Consider the following 20,556-nt stretch of genomic DNA (forward strand, 5'->3'; position numbering starts at 1 on the left):
TATTTGTAATGTTCTTGGCTTATTATTAAATAGTTGCTATTTAAGTTGTAAATTTAAATTAAAAGGTCAATCGTGAGGTTTTTATGGATAGTTTAATATATTTGTAAAAAAAAGCTAATTATGAATAATCTCAAAAAAACTTGTTTTTTTGTTTCATTTATTTTCTCAATAGCAGTGCTTCAAAGTCAGGATAGAGATCATAAATGGGCCGTAAGTATAGGATCTGGAGCAGTAATTTACGCTGAAAAAGATTTCTCATCTGTGGGATATCGATATTCCCCTCAAGTTCCAAGAATATCGATTGCAAGGTATGTGTTCAAAAATATAATTATTGCCGGATCATTTTCAACAACTATAGACCCTATTAAAAAATATTCAACCTTTGATGGTGAAATGAGATATGACTTTGGTACCGCAGAAAATGTATTTTCTCCTTTCTTTTTTAAGAGACTTTCTCCTTATGTTTTAGTAGGTGCAAGTATCGTTGATGCTAAGAATATTCGACCAACGGTAAACTTTGGTGCAGGTGGCACATTTTGGATTACGCAAAGATTTGGTTTAAATGCTCAGTTAATCTATAAGTATCATTTTTCTGGAGACAGCGCTCAACCCTCTCATGTGTATGGATCTGGAGGTATTGTATACAATTTTAGCAGGATAAATAGTAGGCGAGGGCCAAGGGGCTTTTAGTAGTTTTATTTTTTTTTAATTTAAAATTATGACATTCAGTAGAAAAAGTGTGTTATTATCTTTTTTTTTTTTAATAAAACGATATATTTGTAAAAAAAATAGAATGCAATTATTTACCATTCCCCATATGAAAAATTTAAAAAAGGAATATATTTTCGCTCTTTTCTTGTTTTTGACAATCATGATACAAGGTCAAGATAACAACAATAAATGGGCGGTAAGTATTGGCGGTGGGATTTTAAATTATAATCCCAAATATGGTACTCCTTCTTCCGCAGTCGGCTACAGGTGGGTAGAAATGCTTCCGCATTTTACTGTTGCAAGATATGTTGCTAAAAACCTGACTATATCTGGTTCGTTTGGTATAGCGTTACAGGAATCTCCTAGATACGAAATAGATACGTTTAGAGACGACGTTCAAGTTCAATGGGCAGCAAGATATGATTTTGGAACTTCAGAAAATATAATTTCTCCTTATGTCTTATTAGGAGGAAGTTTAATCAGTGCTCGGGGTAATACTGCTACAACCTTAAATTTGGGAGTTGGTGGAACACTCTGGGTTTATCGACGATTTGGGTTAACTGGTGAATTAATGCAAAGATTTAATTATGCAGGAGTTGAAAGTCAACCTTCGCATCAATTTGTTTCTGTAGGTATTGTATATCGCTTCAATTTAGGTGGGGAAAATGGTAGGCGTAGATTGTGGAATGTGAAACATTAGTTCGTTAATTAGTTAATTAGTCGTTTTCGGGGTTTTATTTAATATAGTTTGTGTTTTCCTTGTTTATGCTATTAATTAAATCAAGAATTTTGAATTTAAGATGGTAGCAGTATTACACTAATGCTAGTATTTATAAAGTCTTTTAGCAATTCTTTATTTTCTGTTTTAATGCCTCAAGACTTATATAATTTTCTCACCTAGAAGACCAATTTCCTTTTCTTCAATTATTTTAATAAATTACAGTGCTTCATTTTAAAATACGAATGATTTCCTTGTATTTAAATTTATTTTGTTTCATTACAAATTAAATTTTTCATCAATCTTTACAATAGAAAAAATGTTCTAGTTTTTTGTTGATGTAGCTTTTCTAATTAAAAAAAGAAAAATTTCAATAAGTTTTTTCCCGATTGCGAAAAAATTGCTGAAAATTGAAAAAAAGAATGGCAGCTTCGATTTTTTTATCTAAAATAGGGTATATCTGATTCCTAAAAAAGCTCTAATTCCTTGGTTGGAGGCAAACATATAGCTGGGATCAAAAGCTAATTCGGGGTTTTGTTGTGTGTCTATTCCAATATCAAAAGGATTGTCGGCTCCATTAATACTATTTGCAGGTGGTGTAAAGTTTAAAATGTTTTTGATACCGCCATAAACTTCCCAACTCTTCGTAAACTTTTTTGTAAATTGAATATTCTGAATACTAAACCAAGGTGAGTTTGCCGCTCTTGGGTCATTTTCTCCTAAAAGAGGCAATCGCATGGGCCCGTATACGTTGCCTGTATAATCCATAGAAAAATTATTAGTAAACTTATAAGAAATAGACCAAACGCCGCTAAAGCTTTCCGTTAATATTTGTCTTGTTTTTATGCTATTTTCAGTAATAGAAACGTCCATTAAAGTAGCGCCGGCGTTTATGGTCAGTCCGTTTGTAAAGATAATATCTGTATTTAAAGATAGTCCTTTAGAAACTGAAAAGCCATTTAAATTGGCATAGATAATTTTGTTTGTGTCTGTTTCATAATCGGGTAAAATACGATTCTCGAAATAGGTATAAAAAGCACTTGCATCTAAGGTTACATAAAAATTTTCTGTAGTTATTTTTTTTACATAATTTATATTCGCATTCCAAGAAGTCTCTGGCTGTAATTCACCATCAAATTCAACTTCTCTTGCGCCTGTTAAGGCTGCATGGTCTTCTGTGAAAACGTTGGCAACTCTAAACCCGTTACCAATGCTAATTCTAAAAATATCTGAATTATCTTTAGAATTCCATTTGTAATTAATCCTTGGTGAAAAAATATTTCCATGCAAACTATTGTAATCCCATCGTGTTCCTAATAATAATTTATTTTGATTGTTCAGAGCAATTTCGTCTTGTAAAAAAATACCTGGTAAATGAGATATTGCAGGTTTGTTCGCCGTTCCATTTTCATCTAAAGTAGCAAAGGTGCTATCATCATAAAACGTATATCGATAGGCTACACCTAAAAGAAAATCGTGTTTTTTTGCAATTTTTTTGTTATAAACAAATTGTCCGAAACCAATTAACTGTGTCGCATCGTATGCATCTTTTCCATAAAAAGAATCTTGATAATGGCCGTTTGCGCTAAACTGAAAACTAATATCTTCAAATGTTGGTAACTCATAAGTTCCAAAAGTTTCCCATCTATTGGTGTAAATACTCTCTCCATAAATTTGATCTGTTCCTCTAAATTGTCGTTGCCATTCCATTTCTCCTCCCCAACGATCTTCATACATATATCTAGTAGCAATATTAAAAACTTTATTGTTTTTTCTTTTAATGTTAATCTTATTAAAAATGGAAATTCTATTTTGAAGCGTTAAATCTGTAAAATTATCGTTGTTATTATCAATTCTATTTTGAAAGTTAAAATAATTAATACCTAACAGACCTTGAACTTTTTCTGAAGCTTTATAGCGTAAACCAATATCTGTATTTACTTCACCCCATGAGCTAGTCATCACATCCGTAGATAAAATGGGGGTATTGCTAGGTTTTTTAGTGATGATATTGATGATGCCACCAACAGCTTCAGACCCATATAAAGTAGAAGCAGGACCTTTTACAATTTCTACCCTTTCTATTAACGATTGCGGAATTCCTGTTAATCCATATACTGTAGAAAGTCCACTAACAATGGGCATTCCATCAATTAAAACAAAAGTATAAGGGCCTTCTAAACCATTAATATGAATGTCTCCTGTGTTGCAAACATTACAATTTAATTGTGGACGAATTCCATTTATATTTTGCAAAGATTCAAAAATAGAAGGTGTAGGATTTTTCTTAAAAAATGTTTCACGATATACTTCAACAGGAACCGGACTGTTAGATTTTATTACAGGTCTTAAAGTTCCTGAAATCACAATCTCTTCTAGAGCACTGTTTTCATCTAGAATAAAGTTTTTTATTAATTTTTCACCTCCAGAAAATGAAATTATCATTTTCTGCGAGTTAAAACCAACGCTGCTTAAAATAAGGATGTACTTTCCGTTTGGAATATTTTTCAACTCAAAAAAACCATTTTCATTGGTTGCAGTGCCTAATGAAGTGTTTTGTAAATATACATTTACAAAAGGTATCACCTGTCCATTCGATGTTATTTTACCAGCAATGCTATTTGTTTGTCCATATATTGATGCAATTCCTAAAAATAAAAAACAGATAAATTTGAAGAGTATTTTCATGCTATTAAATATTATTTTTGACAAATATAATATTATTTTTAGACTAGACTAAAAATATATTTTTATAAAAATAAAAAGTATATCTTTGTAGCACTAAATACGCACAAATGTTTACATTTTCTGAAGAGAATTATTTAAAAGCCGTTTATCATTTAGAGTTAGAAACGAATAAAGTAATTAACACCAATGCGATTGCAGAAAAATTAGAAACGAAAGCTTCTTCCGTAACAGATATGATTAAAAAATTATCTGATAAAAAAGTTTTAATTTATAAAAAATATAAAGGAGTCACTTTAACGAAATTAGGAAAAAAAACGGCAGCAAATGTGGTTCGTAAACATCGGCTTTGGGAAGTTTTTTTAGTTGAAAAATTAAATTTTTCTTGGGATGAAGTACATGAAGTTGCAGAGCAATTAGAACATATAAAATCTCCAAAATTAATTAATCAGTTAGATGCTTTTTTGGGTTTCCCTGAAAGAGATCCTCATGGAGATCCTATTCCCGATAAAAATGGCGATTATAATCAAATTGAAAAAAGATTATTATCAACCTTAAAAATTAAGGAAAGCGGAATTTGCATTGGTGTTCATGATTCATCATCAGAATTTCTACAATTTTTAGACAAACAAGAAATTGCGCTAGGCCAGGAGATTCATGTAATTGGTAAAGAACCTTTTGATAATTCGATGTTGATTAAGATAGCACATAGAGAATTATCAATATCCAATAAAATAGCAAACAATTTATATATAAAGTAAGATGAATATATTTAATCAATTGGTAGAATATGCCAAAGATAACCCTATTTGGGCAGCATTATTTGCGTCGCTTTTTACATGGGGATTAACTGCTGCAGGTGCCGCTTTGGTTTTCTTTTTTAAAAAAGCCAACAGAGCAGTTTTAGACGGAATGTTAGGGTTTACGGGAGGTGTTATGGTAGCTGCAAGTTTCTGGAGTTTACTTGCGCCAGCCATTGATAACAGTCCTGGAGAAGGTTTTGTGAAAGTTTTACCAGCGGCAATTGGTTTTGGTTTAGGAGCGTTATCACTTTTCGGAATGGATAAAATTTTACCCCATTTACATATCAATTTTAAAATCGATGAAGCAGAAGGTGTTAAAACAGAATGGCATAAAACAACGCTTTTAGTGCTTGCAATTACACTTCATAATATTCCTGAGGGTTTGGCTGTTGGTGTTCTTTTTGGTGCAGCTTCTACTTTAGTTGGGGTGGAGCAAACAGAAATGATTATTGCGGCAATTTCTTTGGCAATCGGAATCGGAATTCAGAATTTTCCAGAAGGTTTTGCAGTATCGATGCCACTTCGTAGACAAGGAGTTAGCAGGTTAAAAAGTTTTTGGTACGGTCAATTGTCTGCTGTTGTAGAGCCGATTGCTGCAGTTTTAGGAGCTTTAGCAGTTTCCTTTTTTACTCCAATTTTACCGTATGCTTTGGCTTTTGCAGCAGGTGCGATGATTTTTGTAGTGGTAGAAGAAGTAATCCCAGAAACGCAAAGAGATAAATATACAGATATTGCTACGCTTGGTTTTATTGGTGGTTTTATTGTGATGATGTCTTTGGATGTAGGGCTTGGGTAATAGTCCTTTTTAATTTCCCCAAAGGGGAAAGCACTCGTGTGTTAATTTTTTGCGCTCTTTTTTATTCTAGAAATAGTTTTTTTTCAACCATTCCTCAATTGTTCCTTCCCTTTGGGAAGGTTAGGATGGGATTTTAATTTCCCCAAAGGGAAAAAAAATGCTTGTTTTTTTTTGCGAATGCGCGTCTTTGTGAAATTTTTATAAATACAAATCGCTGTGTAAATATTTTTGATGAAAACTCAGACTAAATTTTAAGTTTATTTGTGTAAATTCGTGCAATTCGTGTCTTAAAAAAAACGCTGTGCAACAACTCTCAACTTTTCAAGTATACAACGCTTCTGCCGGAAGTGGAAAAACATTTACGCTTGTCAAAGAATATTTAAAGGTATTATTAAATTCTAATAATGTTTTTGCATTTCAGAAAGTATTAGCAATCACTTTTACCAACAAGGCGGCTGGTGAAATGAAAGAGCGTGTATTGTCTAGCTTAGAAGATTTTTCCGAAGGAAAAGAAAATGAATTACTTAATATTATTTTGCAAGAAATTAAGGTTGATAAGGATTTAATTCAAGAAAGAAGTCAGAAAATATTACATGCAATTTTACAAAATTATTCGGCATTTTCAATTACTACAATTGATAGTTTTACCCATAAAATTATCAAAAGTTTTGCGTATGATTTAGGATTACCACTCAATTTTGAGTTAGAAATGGATGCTATTTCATTATTAAATCAAGCGGTAGATATTTTAATTTCTAAAATAGGAACCGATAACAAACTCACAAAATTACTGATAGATTATTCTTTAGATAAAATAGATGATGATAAATCTTGGGATATTTCTAGAGATTTAAATGAGTTTGCTAAAGTACTTTTAAACGAAGATGATATTAAATATTTTAGAGAACTTTCTACTAAAAAATTAGATGATTTTACGAATCTAAAGTCTAAGTTATTTATCCATCAAAAGGAATTAAAAACCGATTTTAAAAAAGTTGGCGAAGATTGTTTGGGGTTAATTGCTAGTCATGATATTGAACATAAGGATTTTATGCGGGCAACCATACCTAAATTCTTTGCAGATATTAATGCTAAAGGATTTGATTTTACGTATTTAATAAGAAGTGAAACGGTTCAAAAAGCCATTGATCAGCATCAATATTATTCAAAATCTACCTCAAGTTCGGTGGCACAAAGTATAGAAGGCATTGTACCCGAAATTATAAGTTTATTTGAAAAATCGAAAGGAATTTATAGTAAGTTTTTAATGAATAAACTAACCTTAAAAAATATCATTCCTTTAGCGGTTTTAAATAATATTAACCTTGAGTTAGAGAATATTAAGGAAGAAAATAATATTAGATTAAATGCAGAGTTTAATCAATTAATTTCAGACAATATAAAAGAGCAACCAGCGCCTTTTATTTATGAGAGAATTGGGCAACGTTTTCAGCATTATTTTATTGATGAAATGCAAGACACATCTGTATTGCAATGGCAAAATTTAATTCCGTTAATTGACAATGCTTTGGCGCAAGAAAATGGTAATTTGCTCTTGGTTGGTGACGGAAAACAAGCAATTTACAGATGGCGTGGAGGTAAAGCAGAGCAGTTTATAGATTTGGGTTCTGATCTAGAAAACCCTTTTGCGATACACAAAGAAATTAAAAATTTAGAAACCAATTTTAGAAGTTATGCCGAAGTTATTAATTTTAATAATTCGTTTTTTAAACATACGGCCAATTTTCTTCAAAATAAATCTTACAAAAACTTATTTTTAGAAGGAAATAATCAACTAGAAAACACTAAGAAAGGAGGCTTTGTTTCACTTTCATTTCTTGAAAAGGAAGATGAAAAGGAGGATGAAAAAATAAAATATCCGAAGAAAGTTTTAGCGAAAATAATCGAATTAAAAAACGACTTTTCTTTGGGTGAAATCTGTATTCTCACAAGAAAAAGAGCCGATGGTGTTGCGATTGCAAATTACTTGTCAGAAAACGGAATTGATATTATTTCATCAGAAACTTTGCTATTGCAAAATAGTACTAAAGTTTGCTTTATTGTAGATGTTTTAAAAGTTTTACAAAATCCGAATGATGAGGAAACTCGGTTTGAGATGCTTTATTTTTTGCAAGACCATCTACAAATTAAAAATTCAAAACATACCTTTTTTAAAGAGTTCGCAAAAACAGACAATCAAACTATTTTTGAAGCTTTAAAAAAATACGGAATTTCATTTGAGATTTCCAATTTTCATCAACTACTATTTTATGAGAAAATTGAAGAAATTATAAGGAGTTTTAATTTGATGAATTCTTCAGATGCGTACATACAATTTTTTCTAGACGTTGTTTTAGAGCAACAAAGAAAAAATATTGATATTGCTGCGTTTTTAGAGTTCTGGGAGCTCAAAAAAAATAGTTTAAGTATTGTGGCACCAGAGAGTGCGAATGCGGTTCAGATAATGACGATCCATAAATCGAAAGGATTAGAATTTCCTGTGGTAATATTTCCTTGTGATGTAGATATTTACAGACAAATAAATCCTAAAGTTTGGATAGATGAATTGCCAGAGAATTATGATAATTTTAAAGAATTATTACTGCCTTACAATAAAGAATTAAGCCATGTAAATGCAACAGGTTTAAAAGTTTTTAACCAACAAAGAGAAGAATTAGAATTAGATAATTTTAATTTATTATATGTTTCCTTAACAAGAGCTGTAGAGCAATTGCATATTATTACTGAAAAGAAAATTTCAGCAAAAGGAATAGAAGATACTAAATTTTATTCAGGTGTTTTTATCAATTATTTAATACAACTTCATCTTTGGGATAATGATATACTTGATTATTCTTTTGGTGATGCAAAAAGAGCTAGTAAAAAAGAAGGATTGCAGTCGGTTGCGGAAATTCATGAAAAATTCATCTCCAGTCCTTGGCAAGAGCATGATCTCGTTTTATTGGCTGGTGCTTCAAAATTATGGGATACGATGCAGGGAGAAGCTATTAATTTCGGGAATCTAATTCACGAAATTTTATCGAAGATTATGACTATAAATGATGTTGAAAAGGTTGTGGAGCAGTTTCATCAACAAGGATTTTTAAATGAGAAGCAATCTGAAGAAATTAAAGAAAAAATCTACTCAATTGTGAAGCATCCAAAGTTAGCGAGCTATTTTTCTGAGGATATCATTGTATACACGGAACGAGAAATAGTAGACGTAGATAATCAAATTTTAATTCCAGATAGATTGGTTTTTACGGATAAAAATCAAGTGGTAATCATTGATTACAAAACAGGAATTCGATCAAATGAGCATGATCAACAATTATTAAGGTATGAAAGAGTTTTAAATTCGATGAAGTTTAAGGTGATTAAAAAAATGTTAATTTATATGCATAAAGAAATTGATGCTGTTGAAGTATAATCAGAAAAATTAAACTTTGTAACTTTGTATTTCTTAAATCAATAGAAAATGTACGGAAAAATTAAAGATATTTTAACAAAAGAGCTTCAAGAAATAAAAGAAGCAGGTTTGTATAAATCAGAAAGAATCATCACCTCTTCACAAGATGCAATGATAAAAATTTCTTCTGGGGAAGAAGTAATTAATTTCTGCTCTAATAATTATCTCGGGTTGTCAAATCATCCAGAGGTAATTCAGGCGGCAAAAGACACGTTAGATTCTCATGGTTTCGGAATGTCTTCAGTACGCTTTATTTGCGGTACTCAAGATATTCATAAACAATTAGAAGAAAAAATTGCAGAATTCTATCATACAGAAGATACTATTTTATATGCAGCTTGTTTTGATGCGAATGGTGGCGTTTTTGAACCCTTACTAACAAAAGAAGATGCGATAATTTCAGATAGTTTAAATCACGCTTCTATTATAGACGGCGTTCGTTTATGTAAAGCAGGACGTTATAGATATGATAATAATGATATGGCTTCTTTAGAGGCGCAACTAATAGAAGCGAACAAACAAAATCATCGGTTTAAAATTATTGTTACTGATGGTGTTTTTTCTATGGACGGAATTGTAGCGAAATTAGATGAGATTTGTGATTTAGCAGATAAATATGATGCCCTAGTTATGGTCGATGAATGCCATGCTACTGGCTTTATTGGTAAAACGGGTCGTGGAACTGTAGAGTTGAAAAATGTAATGGATAGAGTTGATATTGTAACCGGAACTTTAGGCAAGGCTTTAGGAGGAGCAATGGGTGGATATACAACAGGTAAGAAAGAAATTATCGAAATTTTACGCCAGCGTTCAAGACCTTATTTGTTCTCTAATTCATTAGCGCCAGCAATTGTAGGAGCCTCTTTAAAAGTTTTTGATTTAATTTCTGATGACACTTCTTTAAGAGATCAATTAGAATGGAATACAAATTATTTTAGAACAGAAATGGAAAAAGCAGGTTTTGATTTGGTTGGTGCTGATGCCGCAATTGTGCCTGTAATGTTATACGACGCAAAACTTTCTCAAGTGATGGCTAATAAATTATTAGAAAAAGGTATTTATGTTATTGGTTTCTTTTTCCCTGTTGTACCCAAAGAAAAGGCTAGGATTAGGGTGCAACTCTCTGCAGCGCATAAAAAGGAGCATTTAGATAAAGCAATTTCAGCATTTATAGCAGTTGGTAAAGACTTGAAGGTTATTTAAAATTGATAAAGACTTGCTGTTTTATGAATATTTTGTAGATTTGTCTTTGTATTAATGACGGAAGATTTTATTTTTGTCATTGCAATAACGAACTTTTAATTTAAAAACTTGATAATGAAACGATTAAAATTAGCTGTGATGGCTTTATTTGCGTTTGTAGCCGTTGGTAACATAAGCGCGCAGGATGAGAATAACCGTTGGGCGATAAGCGCAGGCGTTAATGCTATAGATGTTTACAATGCACCAGGGATAGATTTGGCTGATTGGGTAAATACTGAAGATTGGAATATACTTCCTACAATATCAAGAATTACAGTTGAAAGATATTTTAAAAAAGGATTTTCTTTACAATTAGCGGGTTCTATGAATAAAATGGAATGGTTAGAGAGAGCCAATGATTCAGATTTATTATATTGGTCTATAGACGCAGCAGTGAAATATGATATTAATAGATTAGTGGGTGAAACGGGTTGGTTTGATCCTTTTATGCATATTGGAGCTAGTTACGTGACTTTTGGTGAACAAGATGGAGGTGCGTTAAATTTTGGTATAGGTTTCAATACTTGGTTTAATGATAATTTAGGTTTGAGTTTTCAAGCTTCATCAAAAAGACATTTGGATGAGAAATTTAGAACGCATTATCAAACTTCTGTTGGTGTAATCGTTAAATTTGGAGGTAAAGATACAGACGGAGATGAGGTATATGATAAAGATGATGCTTGTCCTGAAGTTGCTGGTTTAAAGGAATTCAACGGTTGTCCTGATGCAGATGGAGATGGAGTTAAAGATTCTGATGATGCTTGTCCTAATGTTGCTGGATTAGCAGCTATGAACGGTTGTCCAGATTCTGATGGAGATGGTGTTGCTGATAAAGATGATATGTGTGTAAATGAAGCAGGTACAAAAGCTAACAAAGGTTGTCCAGATTCTGATGGAGATGGAGTAGTAGATAAAGATGATAAGTGTCCTTCAGTTTCAGGTGATGCGGAAAACGGTGGTTGTCCTTGGCCAGATACGGATGGAGATGGTATTTTAGACAAAGATGATAAATGTATCAATGAAGCTGGTTCAGCTTCTGATAATGGTTGTCCTGTAGTTTCTTATGCTGCTAAATTTGCTGAATTAGGTATAACTGCATTCGATAAAAACATTTTATTTAATACAGGTAAAGCTAATTTTAAATCTGGAGTTACTGTAATTTTAGAAGGAATGTTAGAGGTATTAAATGAATATCCTAAATCTGAATTTGCAGTTAGAGGTTATACAGACAGCACAGGTTCTGAGGCTTTAAACTTAAGGTTATCAGACAAAAGAGCTAATGCGGTTAGAAACTTTTTAATTAATAATGGTATTAATGCTTCAAGATTAACTGTAAAAGGTTTTGGTGAAGAAAATCCTGTAGCGCCTAATAATACAAGCGCAGGAAGAGCACAAAATAGAAGAGTTGAAGTTAAAGTAACAAACTAGTAGCTTTTTACTACACTAGTTAAATATAAAAAGTCTCATCAATTCGATGAGACTTTTTTAGTTAAAAAAACTTTTTTAATTCCAACCAAAAAAAGTAACTTTGCAACCTGAAAATGAGATATACATCTCAAAACTAAATAATAATTTTAATTAGATACACAATGTCTACAATAACAGGTAAAGTTTCTCAAATTATTGGACCAGTAATTGATGTTGAATTCAATACAGATAGCGAACTTCCTAAGATTTACGATTCTCTAGAAATTAAAAAAGCAGATGGCTCTATTTTAGTTTTAGAGGTACAACAGCATATTGGAGAAGATACCGTTAGAACAATTTCTATGGATGCCACAGATGGTTTAAGTAGAGGAGTAGAAGTATTTGCTACGGGTAGTCCTATTCAAATGCCAATCGGTAATGATATTTATGGTCGTTTATTCAACGTTACTGGAGATGCAATCGATGGTTTAGGAAATTTAAAAAAAGAAGGTAAGAATGGTTTGCCTATTCATAGATCTGCACCTAAATTTGAAGATCTTTCTGTATCTACAGAGGTTTTATTCACAGGTATTAAAGTAATCGATTTAATTGAGCCTTACGCAAAAGGAGGTAAAATTGGATTGTTTGGAGGAGCTGGAGTAGGAAAGACAGTTTTGATTCAGGAGTTGATTAACAATATTGCAAAAGGACACGGTGGTTTGTCTGTTTTTGCAGGCGTTGGAGAAAGAACTCGTGAAGGAAACGATTTACTTCGTGAAATGTTAGAGTCTGGCATTATCAAGTATGGTGATGATTTTATGCATTCTATGGAAGAAGGCGGATGGGATTTATCAAAAGTAGATAAGCCAGGAATGAAAGATTCTAAAGCAACATTTGTCTTTGGTCAAATGAATGAGCCACCTGGAGCACGTGCAAGAGTTGCTTTATCGGGTTTAACGATTGCTGAATATTTTAGAGATGGAGCAGGAGAAGCACAAGGTAAAGATGTACTTTTCTTTGTCGATAATATTTTTAGATTTACGCAAGCAGGTTCTGAAGTTTCTGCATTATTAGGTCGTATGCCTTCTGCAGTTGGATATCAACCAACGTTGGCAACAGAAATGGGAGCAATGCAAGAACGTATTACATCTACCAAAAAAGGTTCTATTACATCTGTACAGGCTGTTTATGTACCGGCAGATGATTTAACAGATCCAGCACCAGCAACAACTTTTGCGCATTTAGATGCAACAACAGTTTTGTCTCGTAAAATTGCAGAGTTAGGTATTTACCCAGCGGTAGATCCTTTAGATTCTACTTCAAGAATCTTATCTGCAGAAATTCTAGGAGATGAACATTATAATACTGCAACAGCTGTAAAAGAAATTTTACAACGTTATAAGGAATTACAAGATATTATTGCCATTTTAGGTATGGAAGAATTATCTGAAGAAGATAAATTAGTGGTTCATAGAGCAAGACGTGTACAACGTTTCTTATCTCAACCTTTCCATGTTGCTGAACAATTTACAGGTATTCCAGGAGTTTTAGTAGATATTAAAGACACTATCAAAGGATTTAATATGATTATGGATGGTGAATTAGATAAATATCCTGAAGCTGCATTTAACTTAAGAGGCTCAATTCAAGATGCAATTGATGCTGGAGAAAAAATGTTAGCTGAGGCTTAAAAGATAAGATATGTTTTTAGAAATTGTAACACCAGAAGCAATATTGTTTTCATCAGAGGTAGATTCTTTATCTGTTCCGGGTGTAAACGGAGAGTTTCAAATGTTAAATAATCACGCGCCAGTGGTTTCTATTTTAAAGAAAGGTGTTGTAAACATTCATGTTCATAGCCAACAGCATTTAAAATTAGAAAAATTAAATGGTAAATTAATTCCACATATTGATGACGCAAAAATTTTAACTCTACAAATTAGTTCTGGTACGCTAGAGTTAAATGATAATAAAGCGATTATTTTAGCGGATTAATAAAATCAAAATATTAAATTAAAATCTCAAAACAAGTAATTGTTTTGAGATTTTTTGTTTTAATCAAGTACTTTTATAGGAATAAAGGTAAGTTTAATGCTAAAAGCTATAAGGATTATAGAAATGATTTATTGCTAAAACTGAACGTAAAAAACAGAGTTGATTTGCCGCTGTATGCTATTAAAAATAAAATTTACACTCTATAAAAATATCGTAAATTTGCAGTATGGAAGAAACAAATAGACAAAGAAAAATTGCAGGAGTCTTGCAGAAAGATTTGGTAGATGTGTTGCAAAAGGCCGCACAAGATGGTATGAAAGGAGTATTAATTTCTGTCTCTAAAGTACATGTTACATCAGATTTAGGAGTTGCTAAAGTATATTTGAGTATTTTTCCGTCAGAAAATAGAGCTGAGATAATAAAAGGAGTACAATTTAATACGGCTACAATTCGATATGAAATGGCAAAACGTACGCGTAATCAATTGCGTAGAATGCCAGAATTATTATTTTTTGGTGATGATACTCTTGATTATTTAGAAGAGATTGATAAATCTTTAAAGGGTGAAGACGAAAATCCAATAAAGAACCCAGCAGTGCTACCAAGACGAAAAAGATAATACCTATTTAACTCGTCATACCAAGCGAAAATGAGCTTATGAATTTTCCGCTATACATAGCCAAAAGATATTTATTTACCAAAACAAGTAATAATGCAATAAATATTATTACAATAATTGCATCCATCGCTGTTATTATCAGTTCTTTAGTGTTATTTATTATCCTTTCAGGATTTTCAGGTTTGCGAACTTTTAGCTATAATTTATTAGATGCCTCTGATCCTGATATTAAAATTTCAGCGGTAAAGGGAAAATCTTTTGTTGCTACTGATGATATTTTTAAAATTATTAATGAAAATAGCGCCGTAGAAGCTAGTTCTAAAATTATTGAAGAACATGTTTTTTTAGAGTATAATGATAAAAATGAAATTGCTTATATTAAGGGAGTTGAAGAAAATTATACTCAAATTACGAGCATAGATGAAGTTTTAAGTGTTGGTAATTGGTTAGATCAAGAATACACAAATACAGCCGTTGTGGGCAGAACAATTGCTAGAAAACTTTCTTTAGGAGTTAGAAGTTTCGGAGAACCTTTGTCGATTCTGGTACCAAAGCCTGGTGTTGGTTTTATCAATCCTTTAAATGCATTTTATAAATCTGATGTTCAAATTATTGGTTTATATGCAGGTACGGAAGAATTCGAAAGTAAATTTGTTTTTGTTACGCTGCAACAAGCTGAAGATTTATTAAAATTTCAAGAAAATCAAGTAACCGCATTAGAATTAAAATTGTTAGAGGGTTCAGATTCAGATAAAGTTGCAAATGAACTTCAAATAGCATTAGGTGAGGCGTATAAAGTACAAACGAAAGAGCAATTAAATGAAGTTTTTTATAAAGTAATTAATACCGAGAACTTTGTTTCGTACCTTATTTTCACATTAATCGTAATTATTGCACTATTTAATGTAAGTGGAACCATTATCATGATGATCATTGATAAGAAAGAGAATTTAAAAACTTTGCACAGTTTAGGAGCTACGGTTACAGAGATTAAAAATGTATTTATCCTTCAGGGTTTTTTGCTAACCTTTAGCGGAATGATTGTTGGATTGATACTCGGCGTACTTTTAGTTTTTCTCCAAAATAAGTTCGGATTATTGATGATTATGGAAGATTTGCCGTATCCTGTAGAGTTTCGATTTACGAATCTACTCATTGTTTTTTCAACTATCACTATTTTAGGGTTTATTGCAGCCCAAATAGCTAGTAGTAAAATTTCTCAAGAATTTATAGAAAGGTAGGTTGATGAAGGTTGATAGACATTTAATTTGTGTATTTTTTATATATTTAATTACAAGTTGTGTTTCCTATAATCAAGTTGTGAAATGCGAAAAGAATAAAGAAATTACAGAAAATTTAGATGCTCTTCAAAATGGATATTCTATTAATTTACCAAATAATTGGTTTGCATATAATGACATACACTGCAGTTTAGTCTATGCTCCTAAAGAAAATTTAAGTATTGGTAATACGTCTAATTCTACGGTAGTGAATATCTTCGGACCAAATATTTTTGGTTCTTTTAAGGGTGTAAAAAATATTGATGACCTAACGACGAAGTCTATCAATTTAATTAATAAGAATTTTGGGAATCCAGAAATTTTTCTAACAAAATTAAATCATGAAAAGTACGGTGATTATACAGTATTGAGATTTAAATCAAATATATTAGGTGTTCATTATGAAAATTTTTCAGTCAATTATTTTTATGAAGGTGATGTTTATAAAATTTCATGTTTAGCCAAAGAGAATGATTTTAATAAATATATTGTAGATTTTCAGGAAATAGTAAGTTCTTTTAAAATTTTGAAAAGGTAAGAAATCTAATTTATTTATTGTTAGAGACTATAAACTCAACGCTGTCTGAATAAAAAATTTTTTGAAGCATAGATGGAAAATCATTCATCTTAGAACGACTCATAAGAGAAAAACAAGGGAAATGGAAAAGAAAGAAAAGACGATAAAAAGTGGTTTAGGTACTTTTGAAATTCAAATTCCAACAGATAGAAATAATAGTTTTGAGCCAGAAATCATCAAAAAAAGCAAACGATATTAGAGGAAAATTTATCATAAAAAATTATAGGGTTATATGACTTAGGGATGGATTTCCGAGATGCAACATTTTATATAAAAAAGATGGGTGAAATGTCTAGTTTAATATAAACCTGCCACGCAATAACCAATGCCTATAAAACCGTCCGTTGGCAATAACTCCTACTAGATTCATTTAAACTTTAGCTCTTTGCTAGGTCCTTTTTTCAAAGTATTACGAACTTTTATTAAATATAGACATTATCTCATAAAATTAGACAATCTACTTCCGAGGTGCTAAAATTTGTTCCATATCTTGGATAACTACTAGAAAATAGATTTTTAAGAAAAAATCTCAAGGCTTTAACTTTTTTGTTATTCCAAAAGTGTATCGCATTATTTTTTTAAATTGATATTAAAATCGTTGCTATAAGTTGACGGTTTTTTTGTGCTTTTTTGTTTCTTTGCATACGCTTAAAAAACCTCACGAACCTCACAGATTTTTGTAACTTGTGAGGTTCTTTAACCACTATTTAATTGAAAATTAATCACGTAGTATATTTATCAATAGGCAGCAATCAAGGAAATAAGCTTGTAAACCTTCAGAATGCAATTGATTTAATTGCTGATCAAGTTAATTCTATTAATAAAATATCTTCTGTTTATAAAACTGCTTCTTGGGGATTTGATAGCGATGATTTTTTTAATATTTGTTTAAAGATTTCAACGCATCATCTACCTGAACAATTCATGCAAATCCTTCTGAATATAGAAATAGAACTAGGTAGAAAAAGAAAAGATTCTAGCGGCTATGCCGATAGAAATATTGATATAGATATTTTATTATTTGATGATGAAATTATTTTCTCTAAATTACTTACGGTTCCGCATCCAAAGATGTTAGAACGCAAATTTGTTTTAATTCCTTTAGTTGAAATTGCGCAATCCATAATTCATCCCATAGAAAAAAAACCGCTTTCTATTTGCTTGCTAAATTGCAATGATTCTGCTGAAATTTCTAAAATTGACGCACAATTAATAAGACCTGTTCCGATTACAGAGAAATATAATTATATTGCTATTGAGGGAAATATAGGTGCAGGAAAAACATCATTATCTAAAATGATTTCGAACGAATTTAATGCGAAAATTATCTTAGAAAGGTTTGCAGAAAATCCGTTTTTGCCAAAGTTTTATGAAGATAAAGAACGATTTGCATTCCCGTTAGAAATGAGTTTTTTAGCAGATCGGTATCACCAATTATCTGATGATTTAGCGCAATTAGATTTATTTACAAACTTTATTGTATCGGATTATTACATTTTCAAATCGTTGATATTTGCTCAAATTACACTTCAAAAAGATGAATATTTACTCTACAGAAAAATGTTCGATTTAATGTACAAAGAAATTACAAAACCCGATTTATACGTCTATTTATACCAGAATACAGCACGGTTATTAGAAAATATAAAAAAGCGTGGTAGAGATTATGAACAAAATATTGAAGCTGGGTATTTACAAAAAATTCATGATGGTTATAAAAATTTTATAAGCACCCAACAAAATTTAAATACGTTGGTTATTGACGTTTCTGAACTTGATTTTGTAGACAATATAGAAGACTATAACGCTATAATCCGTCAAATTAAAAAATCTTCTTAAAAACTATTTCAGCACTAACTTTTCAGCAAAATAATCACAAAAATCTTTCATAGTAGCCCCCATTTTAGAGTCATCTGTATCTCTTTCAAACGATTCTGCCATGGCAACTAAAGTTTGATGATAAAACTGTTTCATTTCATCTATTGGCATATCTTTGGTCCACAAATCCATACGTAAAGTATCTTTCTTTTTATGATCCCAAACGGAAATCATCACTGCTTTAGATTGTTCTGTATCAATACCACCATCTATTGCCGTCCAAGAAATTTCTTCGGGAACTTTATTTTCGTCTAAACCAATTTTAAATTTAACTTCTGAAGTATGTTTTACTGCCATTACCTTTTGGGTTTATATTTAGATTTATTGAAGACTTCTTCTTCACTCGTTTTTAATAATTCTTGTAAAGATACATTATTATGTTTCATATAAGATTTTACAATTTGCCACCCCATCCAAACACCAATTTTACCAGGAGATAAATTATCTTGTTCTTTGTAAAATTTCGAGAAGGGTGCGTTTTCTAAAAACCGTAAATTTAACTTTGTATCGGTACTAAATAATAATTTTTGATCAATAAAATACGTCCAAATTTCTTCTTCATTAGCTTCCGCCCAATTTAGTTTATCTTGAGAATACCCCATTTTTTCTTGGTTAGAAGTTGATGGTATATAAAGATCTAATAAATATTTTTTTTTTCCTTCATAAATCATTTTAGCAATAAAACTTCTAGTATTTAAAGGATAGACTTGCTGATCAATTAAAGCATTTGCAACATCAACTACAAGATGCTCTTTTGTATTATTTTGTTTAATATATTTCGGATAATCTGCATAAAATGGGTGGTTTTCTCCGAGATAAACATCCAAAGAAATAAGCAGTAAACTATCGGCATAAATAACGCGACTATTATAATCTATATTTGTTAACATCGTAACAACATTGGGCGCTCTAAACTGCGGATTGTAATATTTTATATGTTTAAAAAGTGAGGTAATTTGCCTTTCCTGAAATGAGAAATCTTTATAAACCTTTTGGGTTTCGGTAAATAATTCTTGCTCTAGTGAATCGTTAATTTTTAAAAGCGCTAAACTATCTATAAACGCTTCTGGGAATAAATACGGATATTTATGTTTAACAATTGGTAATGTTTCTTTTGATGCAGTATAAAAATCTATATCATATCTTTTTACAGAAAAATCGACATTAATTTTTGAAAAATCAATATTGGTCTCATTTTTATCAGAACATGAAAAAAAGAGGGGTAAAACCATTAAAAACGCAAATAAAAATCTCATAATATTTGTATATTAGTACATCCATTTAAAGAACGATAAAAATACTAAAATAGTTTGTCAATGAATACAGAAAAAACAGCAGAATACATTATAAATTGGTTAAAAGACTACGCCACAAATGCAAACATAAAAGGATTTGTTATTGGCGTTTCTGGCGGAATAGATTCTGCTTTAACCTCTACCTTGTGTGCAAAAACAGGCTTACCTCTCTTGTGTTTAGAAATGCCAATACATCAATCTAAAAAACAAGTATCACGAGCAGAAAACCACATTGAGTGGTTGCAAAAAAAATTTACAAATGTTTCTAAAACAGAAGTAAATTTAACGCCAGTTTTTGATAGTTTAATTGCTGCGTTACCCGCTGTAGAAAGTGAAGAAAGTCGTTTTATGTCTTTAGCAAACACAAGAGCCCGTTTGCGTATGACAACCTTATATTATTTTGCTGCATTGCATGGATATTTAGTTGCTGGAACAGGAAATAAAGTAGAAGATTTTGGTGTTGGGTTTTATACAAAATATGGAGATGGAGGTGTTGATTTAAGTCCGATAGCCGATTTAATGAAATCAGAAGTATATGAAATTGCAAAATATTTAGGGGTTCATCAAGAAATTATTGAAGCTGCTCCAACGGATGGTTTATGGGGAGATAATAGAACCGATGAAGATCAAATTGGTGCTTCTTATGATGAATTAGAGTGGGCTATGAATATGCAAGAACAGGGCAAAACTGCAGATGATTTTTCTGACAGAGAACAAGAAGTATTTGTACTTTACAGCAGATTAAATAGGATGAACCAGCATAAAATGAAGCCAATTCCTGTTTGCGAAATACCGCATGAAATAAAATAAATGAGTTCTTATTCCATTAAAAATCCCTTAACTTTTATAGTTAAGGGATTTTTAATTTTCTTCTTCTGTTGATTCTTATAATAAATTAGCAGAAACCATCATTTTTTTAATCCTCATATACGCCCTTCTTTGAGAGCCTTTATTAATTTCAAAAGGGAGAAAAAGAAACAATTGAATAATTTTTAAAATTTGTAATATTCTTTTCATAATACTTTTCTTGTTTCGTAGTGCAAGAAACAAAAAAATATCTATTTTTAAAATTATTTAGACC

The 20,556-nt window shown here is 31.2% G+C and carries 18 protein-coding genes; 15 read left to right on the forward strand and 3 right to left on the reverse strand.

All coding sequences use genetic code 11. The features are described from left to right. Positions 1 to 120 precede the first annotated feature (120 nt). Complete coding sequence (locus K8354_RS00005) at positions 121 to 690, forward strand: hypothetical protein (protein WP_223444335.1); 570 nt, start codon at positions 121 to 123, stop codon at positions 688 to 690. Positions 691 to 871: 181 nt separating this feature from the next. After that, positions 872 to 1,411, forward strand: a complete 540-nt coding sequence (locus K8354_RS00010; RefSeq protein WP_223444337.1) for a hypothetical protein — start codon at positions 872 to 874, stop codon at positions 1,409 to 1,411. Positions 1,412 to 1,873: 462 nt separating this feature from the next. On the opposite strand, the gene K8354_RS00015 is transcribed toward K8354_RS00010, so the two are convergent. Then, on the reverse strand, positions 1,874 to 4,117 hold the full coding sequence (locus tag K8354_RS00015; RefSeq protein WP_223444339.1) for a TonB-dependent receptor: 2,244 nt from the start codon (positions 4,115 to 4,117) through the stop codon (positions 1,874 to 1,876). A 107-nt stretch (positions 4,118 to 4,224) separates the two neighbouring features. Between K8354_RS00015 and K8354_RS00020 the strand changes: the two genes are divergently transcribed. From K8354_RS00020 to folK, 12 genes are all read left to right on the forward strand, one after another. Then, on the forward strand, positions 4,225 to 4,875 hold the full coding sequence (locus K8354_RS00020; protein WP_223444341.1) for a metal-dependent transcriptional regulator: 651 nt from the start codon (positions 4,225 to 4,227) through the stop codon (positions 4,873 to 4,875). Position 4,876: 1 nt separating this feature from the next. After that, a complete protein-coding gene (locus K8354_RS00025; protein ID WP_223444344.1) occupies positions 4,877 to 5,713 on the forward strand; it encodes a ZIP family metal transporter in 837 nt (278 codons plus the stop codon). Between the two features lie 301 nt (positions 5,714 to 6,014). Then, a complete protein-coding gene (locus K8354_RS00030) occupies positions 6,015 to 9,143 on the forward strand; it encodes a UvrD-helicase domain-containing protein (protein ID WP_223444346.1) in 3,129 nt (1,042 codons plus the stop codon). A gap of 48 nt (positions 9,144 to 9,191) precedes the next feature. Next, positions 9,192 to 10,385 (forward strand): glycine C-acetyltransferase, encoded by a 1,194-nt coding sequence (gene kbl / locus K8354_RS00035; protein ID WP_223444348.1) that lies wholly within the window; start codon positions 9,192 to 9,194, stop codon positions 10,383 to 10,385. Between the two features lie 114 nt (positions 10,386 to 10,499). Next, positions 10,500 to 11,852, forward strand: a complete 1,353-nt coding sequence (locus K8354_RS00040) for an OmpA family protein (protein ID WP_223444350.1) — start codon at positions 10,500 to 10,502, stop codon at positions 11,850 to 11,852. 161 nt (positions 11,853 to 12,013) lie between these two features. Then, complete coding sequence (gene atpD, locus K8354_RS00045) at positions 12,014 to 13,522, forward strand: F0F1 ATP synthase subunit beta (RefSeq protein WP_223444353.1); 1,509 nt, start codon at positions 12,014 to 12,016, stop codon at positions 13,520 to 13,522. Between the two features lie 10 nt (positions 13,523 to 13,532). After that, the gene (locus K8354_RS00050; protein WP_223444355.1) at positions 13,533 to 13,826 is read left to right on the forward strand and encodes a FoF1 ATP synthase subunit delta/epsilon; all 294 of its coding nucleotides are present in this window, start codon (positions 13,533 to 13,535) and stop codon (positions 13,824 to 13,826) included. Between the two features lie 226 nt (positions 13,827 to 14,052). Further along, positions 14,053 to 14,445, forward strand: a complete 393-nt coding sequence (rbfA, locus tag K8354_RS00055) for a 30S ribosome-binding factor RbfA (RefSeq protein ID WP_223444358.1) — start codon at positions 14,053 to 14,055, stop codon at positions 14,443 to 14,445. A 38-nt stretch (positions 14,446 to 14,483) separates the two neighbouring features. Further along, positions 14,484 to 15,686, forward strand: coding sequence for an ABC transporter permease (locus K8354_RS00060; protein WP_223444360.1), 1,203 nt, complete (start codon positions 14,484 to 14,486; stop codon positions 15,684 to 15,686). A gap of 4 nt (positions 15,687 to 15,690) precedes the next feature. Further along, positions 15,691 to 16,263: a hypothetical protein gene (locus K8354_RS00065; protein ID WP_223444362.1), complete on the forward strand. Its 573-nt coding sequence runs from the start codon at positions 15,691 to 15,693 to the stop codon at positions 16,261 to 16,263. A 61-nt stretch (positions 16,264 to 16,324) separates the two neighbouring features. Then, positions 16,325 to 16,501, forward strand: a complete 177-nt coding sequence (locus K8354_RS00070) for a transposase (protein ID WP_223444364.1) — start codon at positions 16,325 to 16,327, stop codon at positions 16,499 to 16,501. 512 nt (positions 16,502 to 17,013) lie between these two features. Then, the gene (gene folK / locus K8354_RS00075) at positions 17,014 to 18,141 is read left to right on the forward strand and encodes a 2-amino-4-hydroxy-6-hydroxymethyldihydropteridine diphosphokinase (protein ID WP_223444366.1); all 1,128 of its coding nucleotides are present in this window, start codon (positions 17,014 to 17,016) and stop codon (positions 18,139 to 18,141) included. A gap of 3 nt (positions 18,142 to 18,144) precedes the next feature. Here folK and gldC read toward each other — a convergent pair whose 3' ends face one another. After that, entirely contained in the window at positions 18,145 to 18,477 is a 333-nt protein-coding gene (gene gldC / locus K8354_RS00080) for a gliding motility protein GldC (protein ID WP_223444368.1), read from the reverse strand. Next, positions 18,477 to 19,436 carry a gliding motility lipoprotein GldB gene (gldB, locus tag K8354_RS00085; RefSeq protein WP_223444369.1) on the reverse strand — a complete coding sequence of 320 codons (960 nt, stop codon included), beginning with the start codon at positions 19,434 to 19,436 and terminating at the stop codon, positions 18,477 to 18,479. Before gldB ends, gldC begins: the two co-directional genes overlap by 1 nt. A gap of 60 nt (positions 19,437 to 19,496) precedes the next feature. On the opposite strand from gldB, the gene nadE reads away from it, so the two are divergent. After that, the gene (gene nadE, locus K8354_RS00090) at positions 19,497 to 20,285 is read left to right on the forward strand and encodes an NAD(+) synthase (protein ID WP_223444372.1); all 789 of its coding nucleotides are present in this window, start codon (positions 19,497 to 19,499) and stop codon (positions 20,283 to 20,285) included. The last annotated feature ends 271 nt before the right edge of the window (positions 20,286 to 20,556 follow it).

Source organism: Polaribacter litorisediminis (assembly GCF_019968605.1).
GTDB classification, from domain to species: domain Bacteria; phylum Bacteroidota; class Bacteroidia; order Flavobacteriales; family Flavobacteriaceae; genus Polaribacter; species Polaribacter litorisediminis.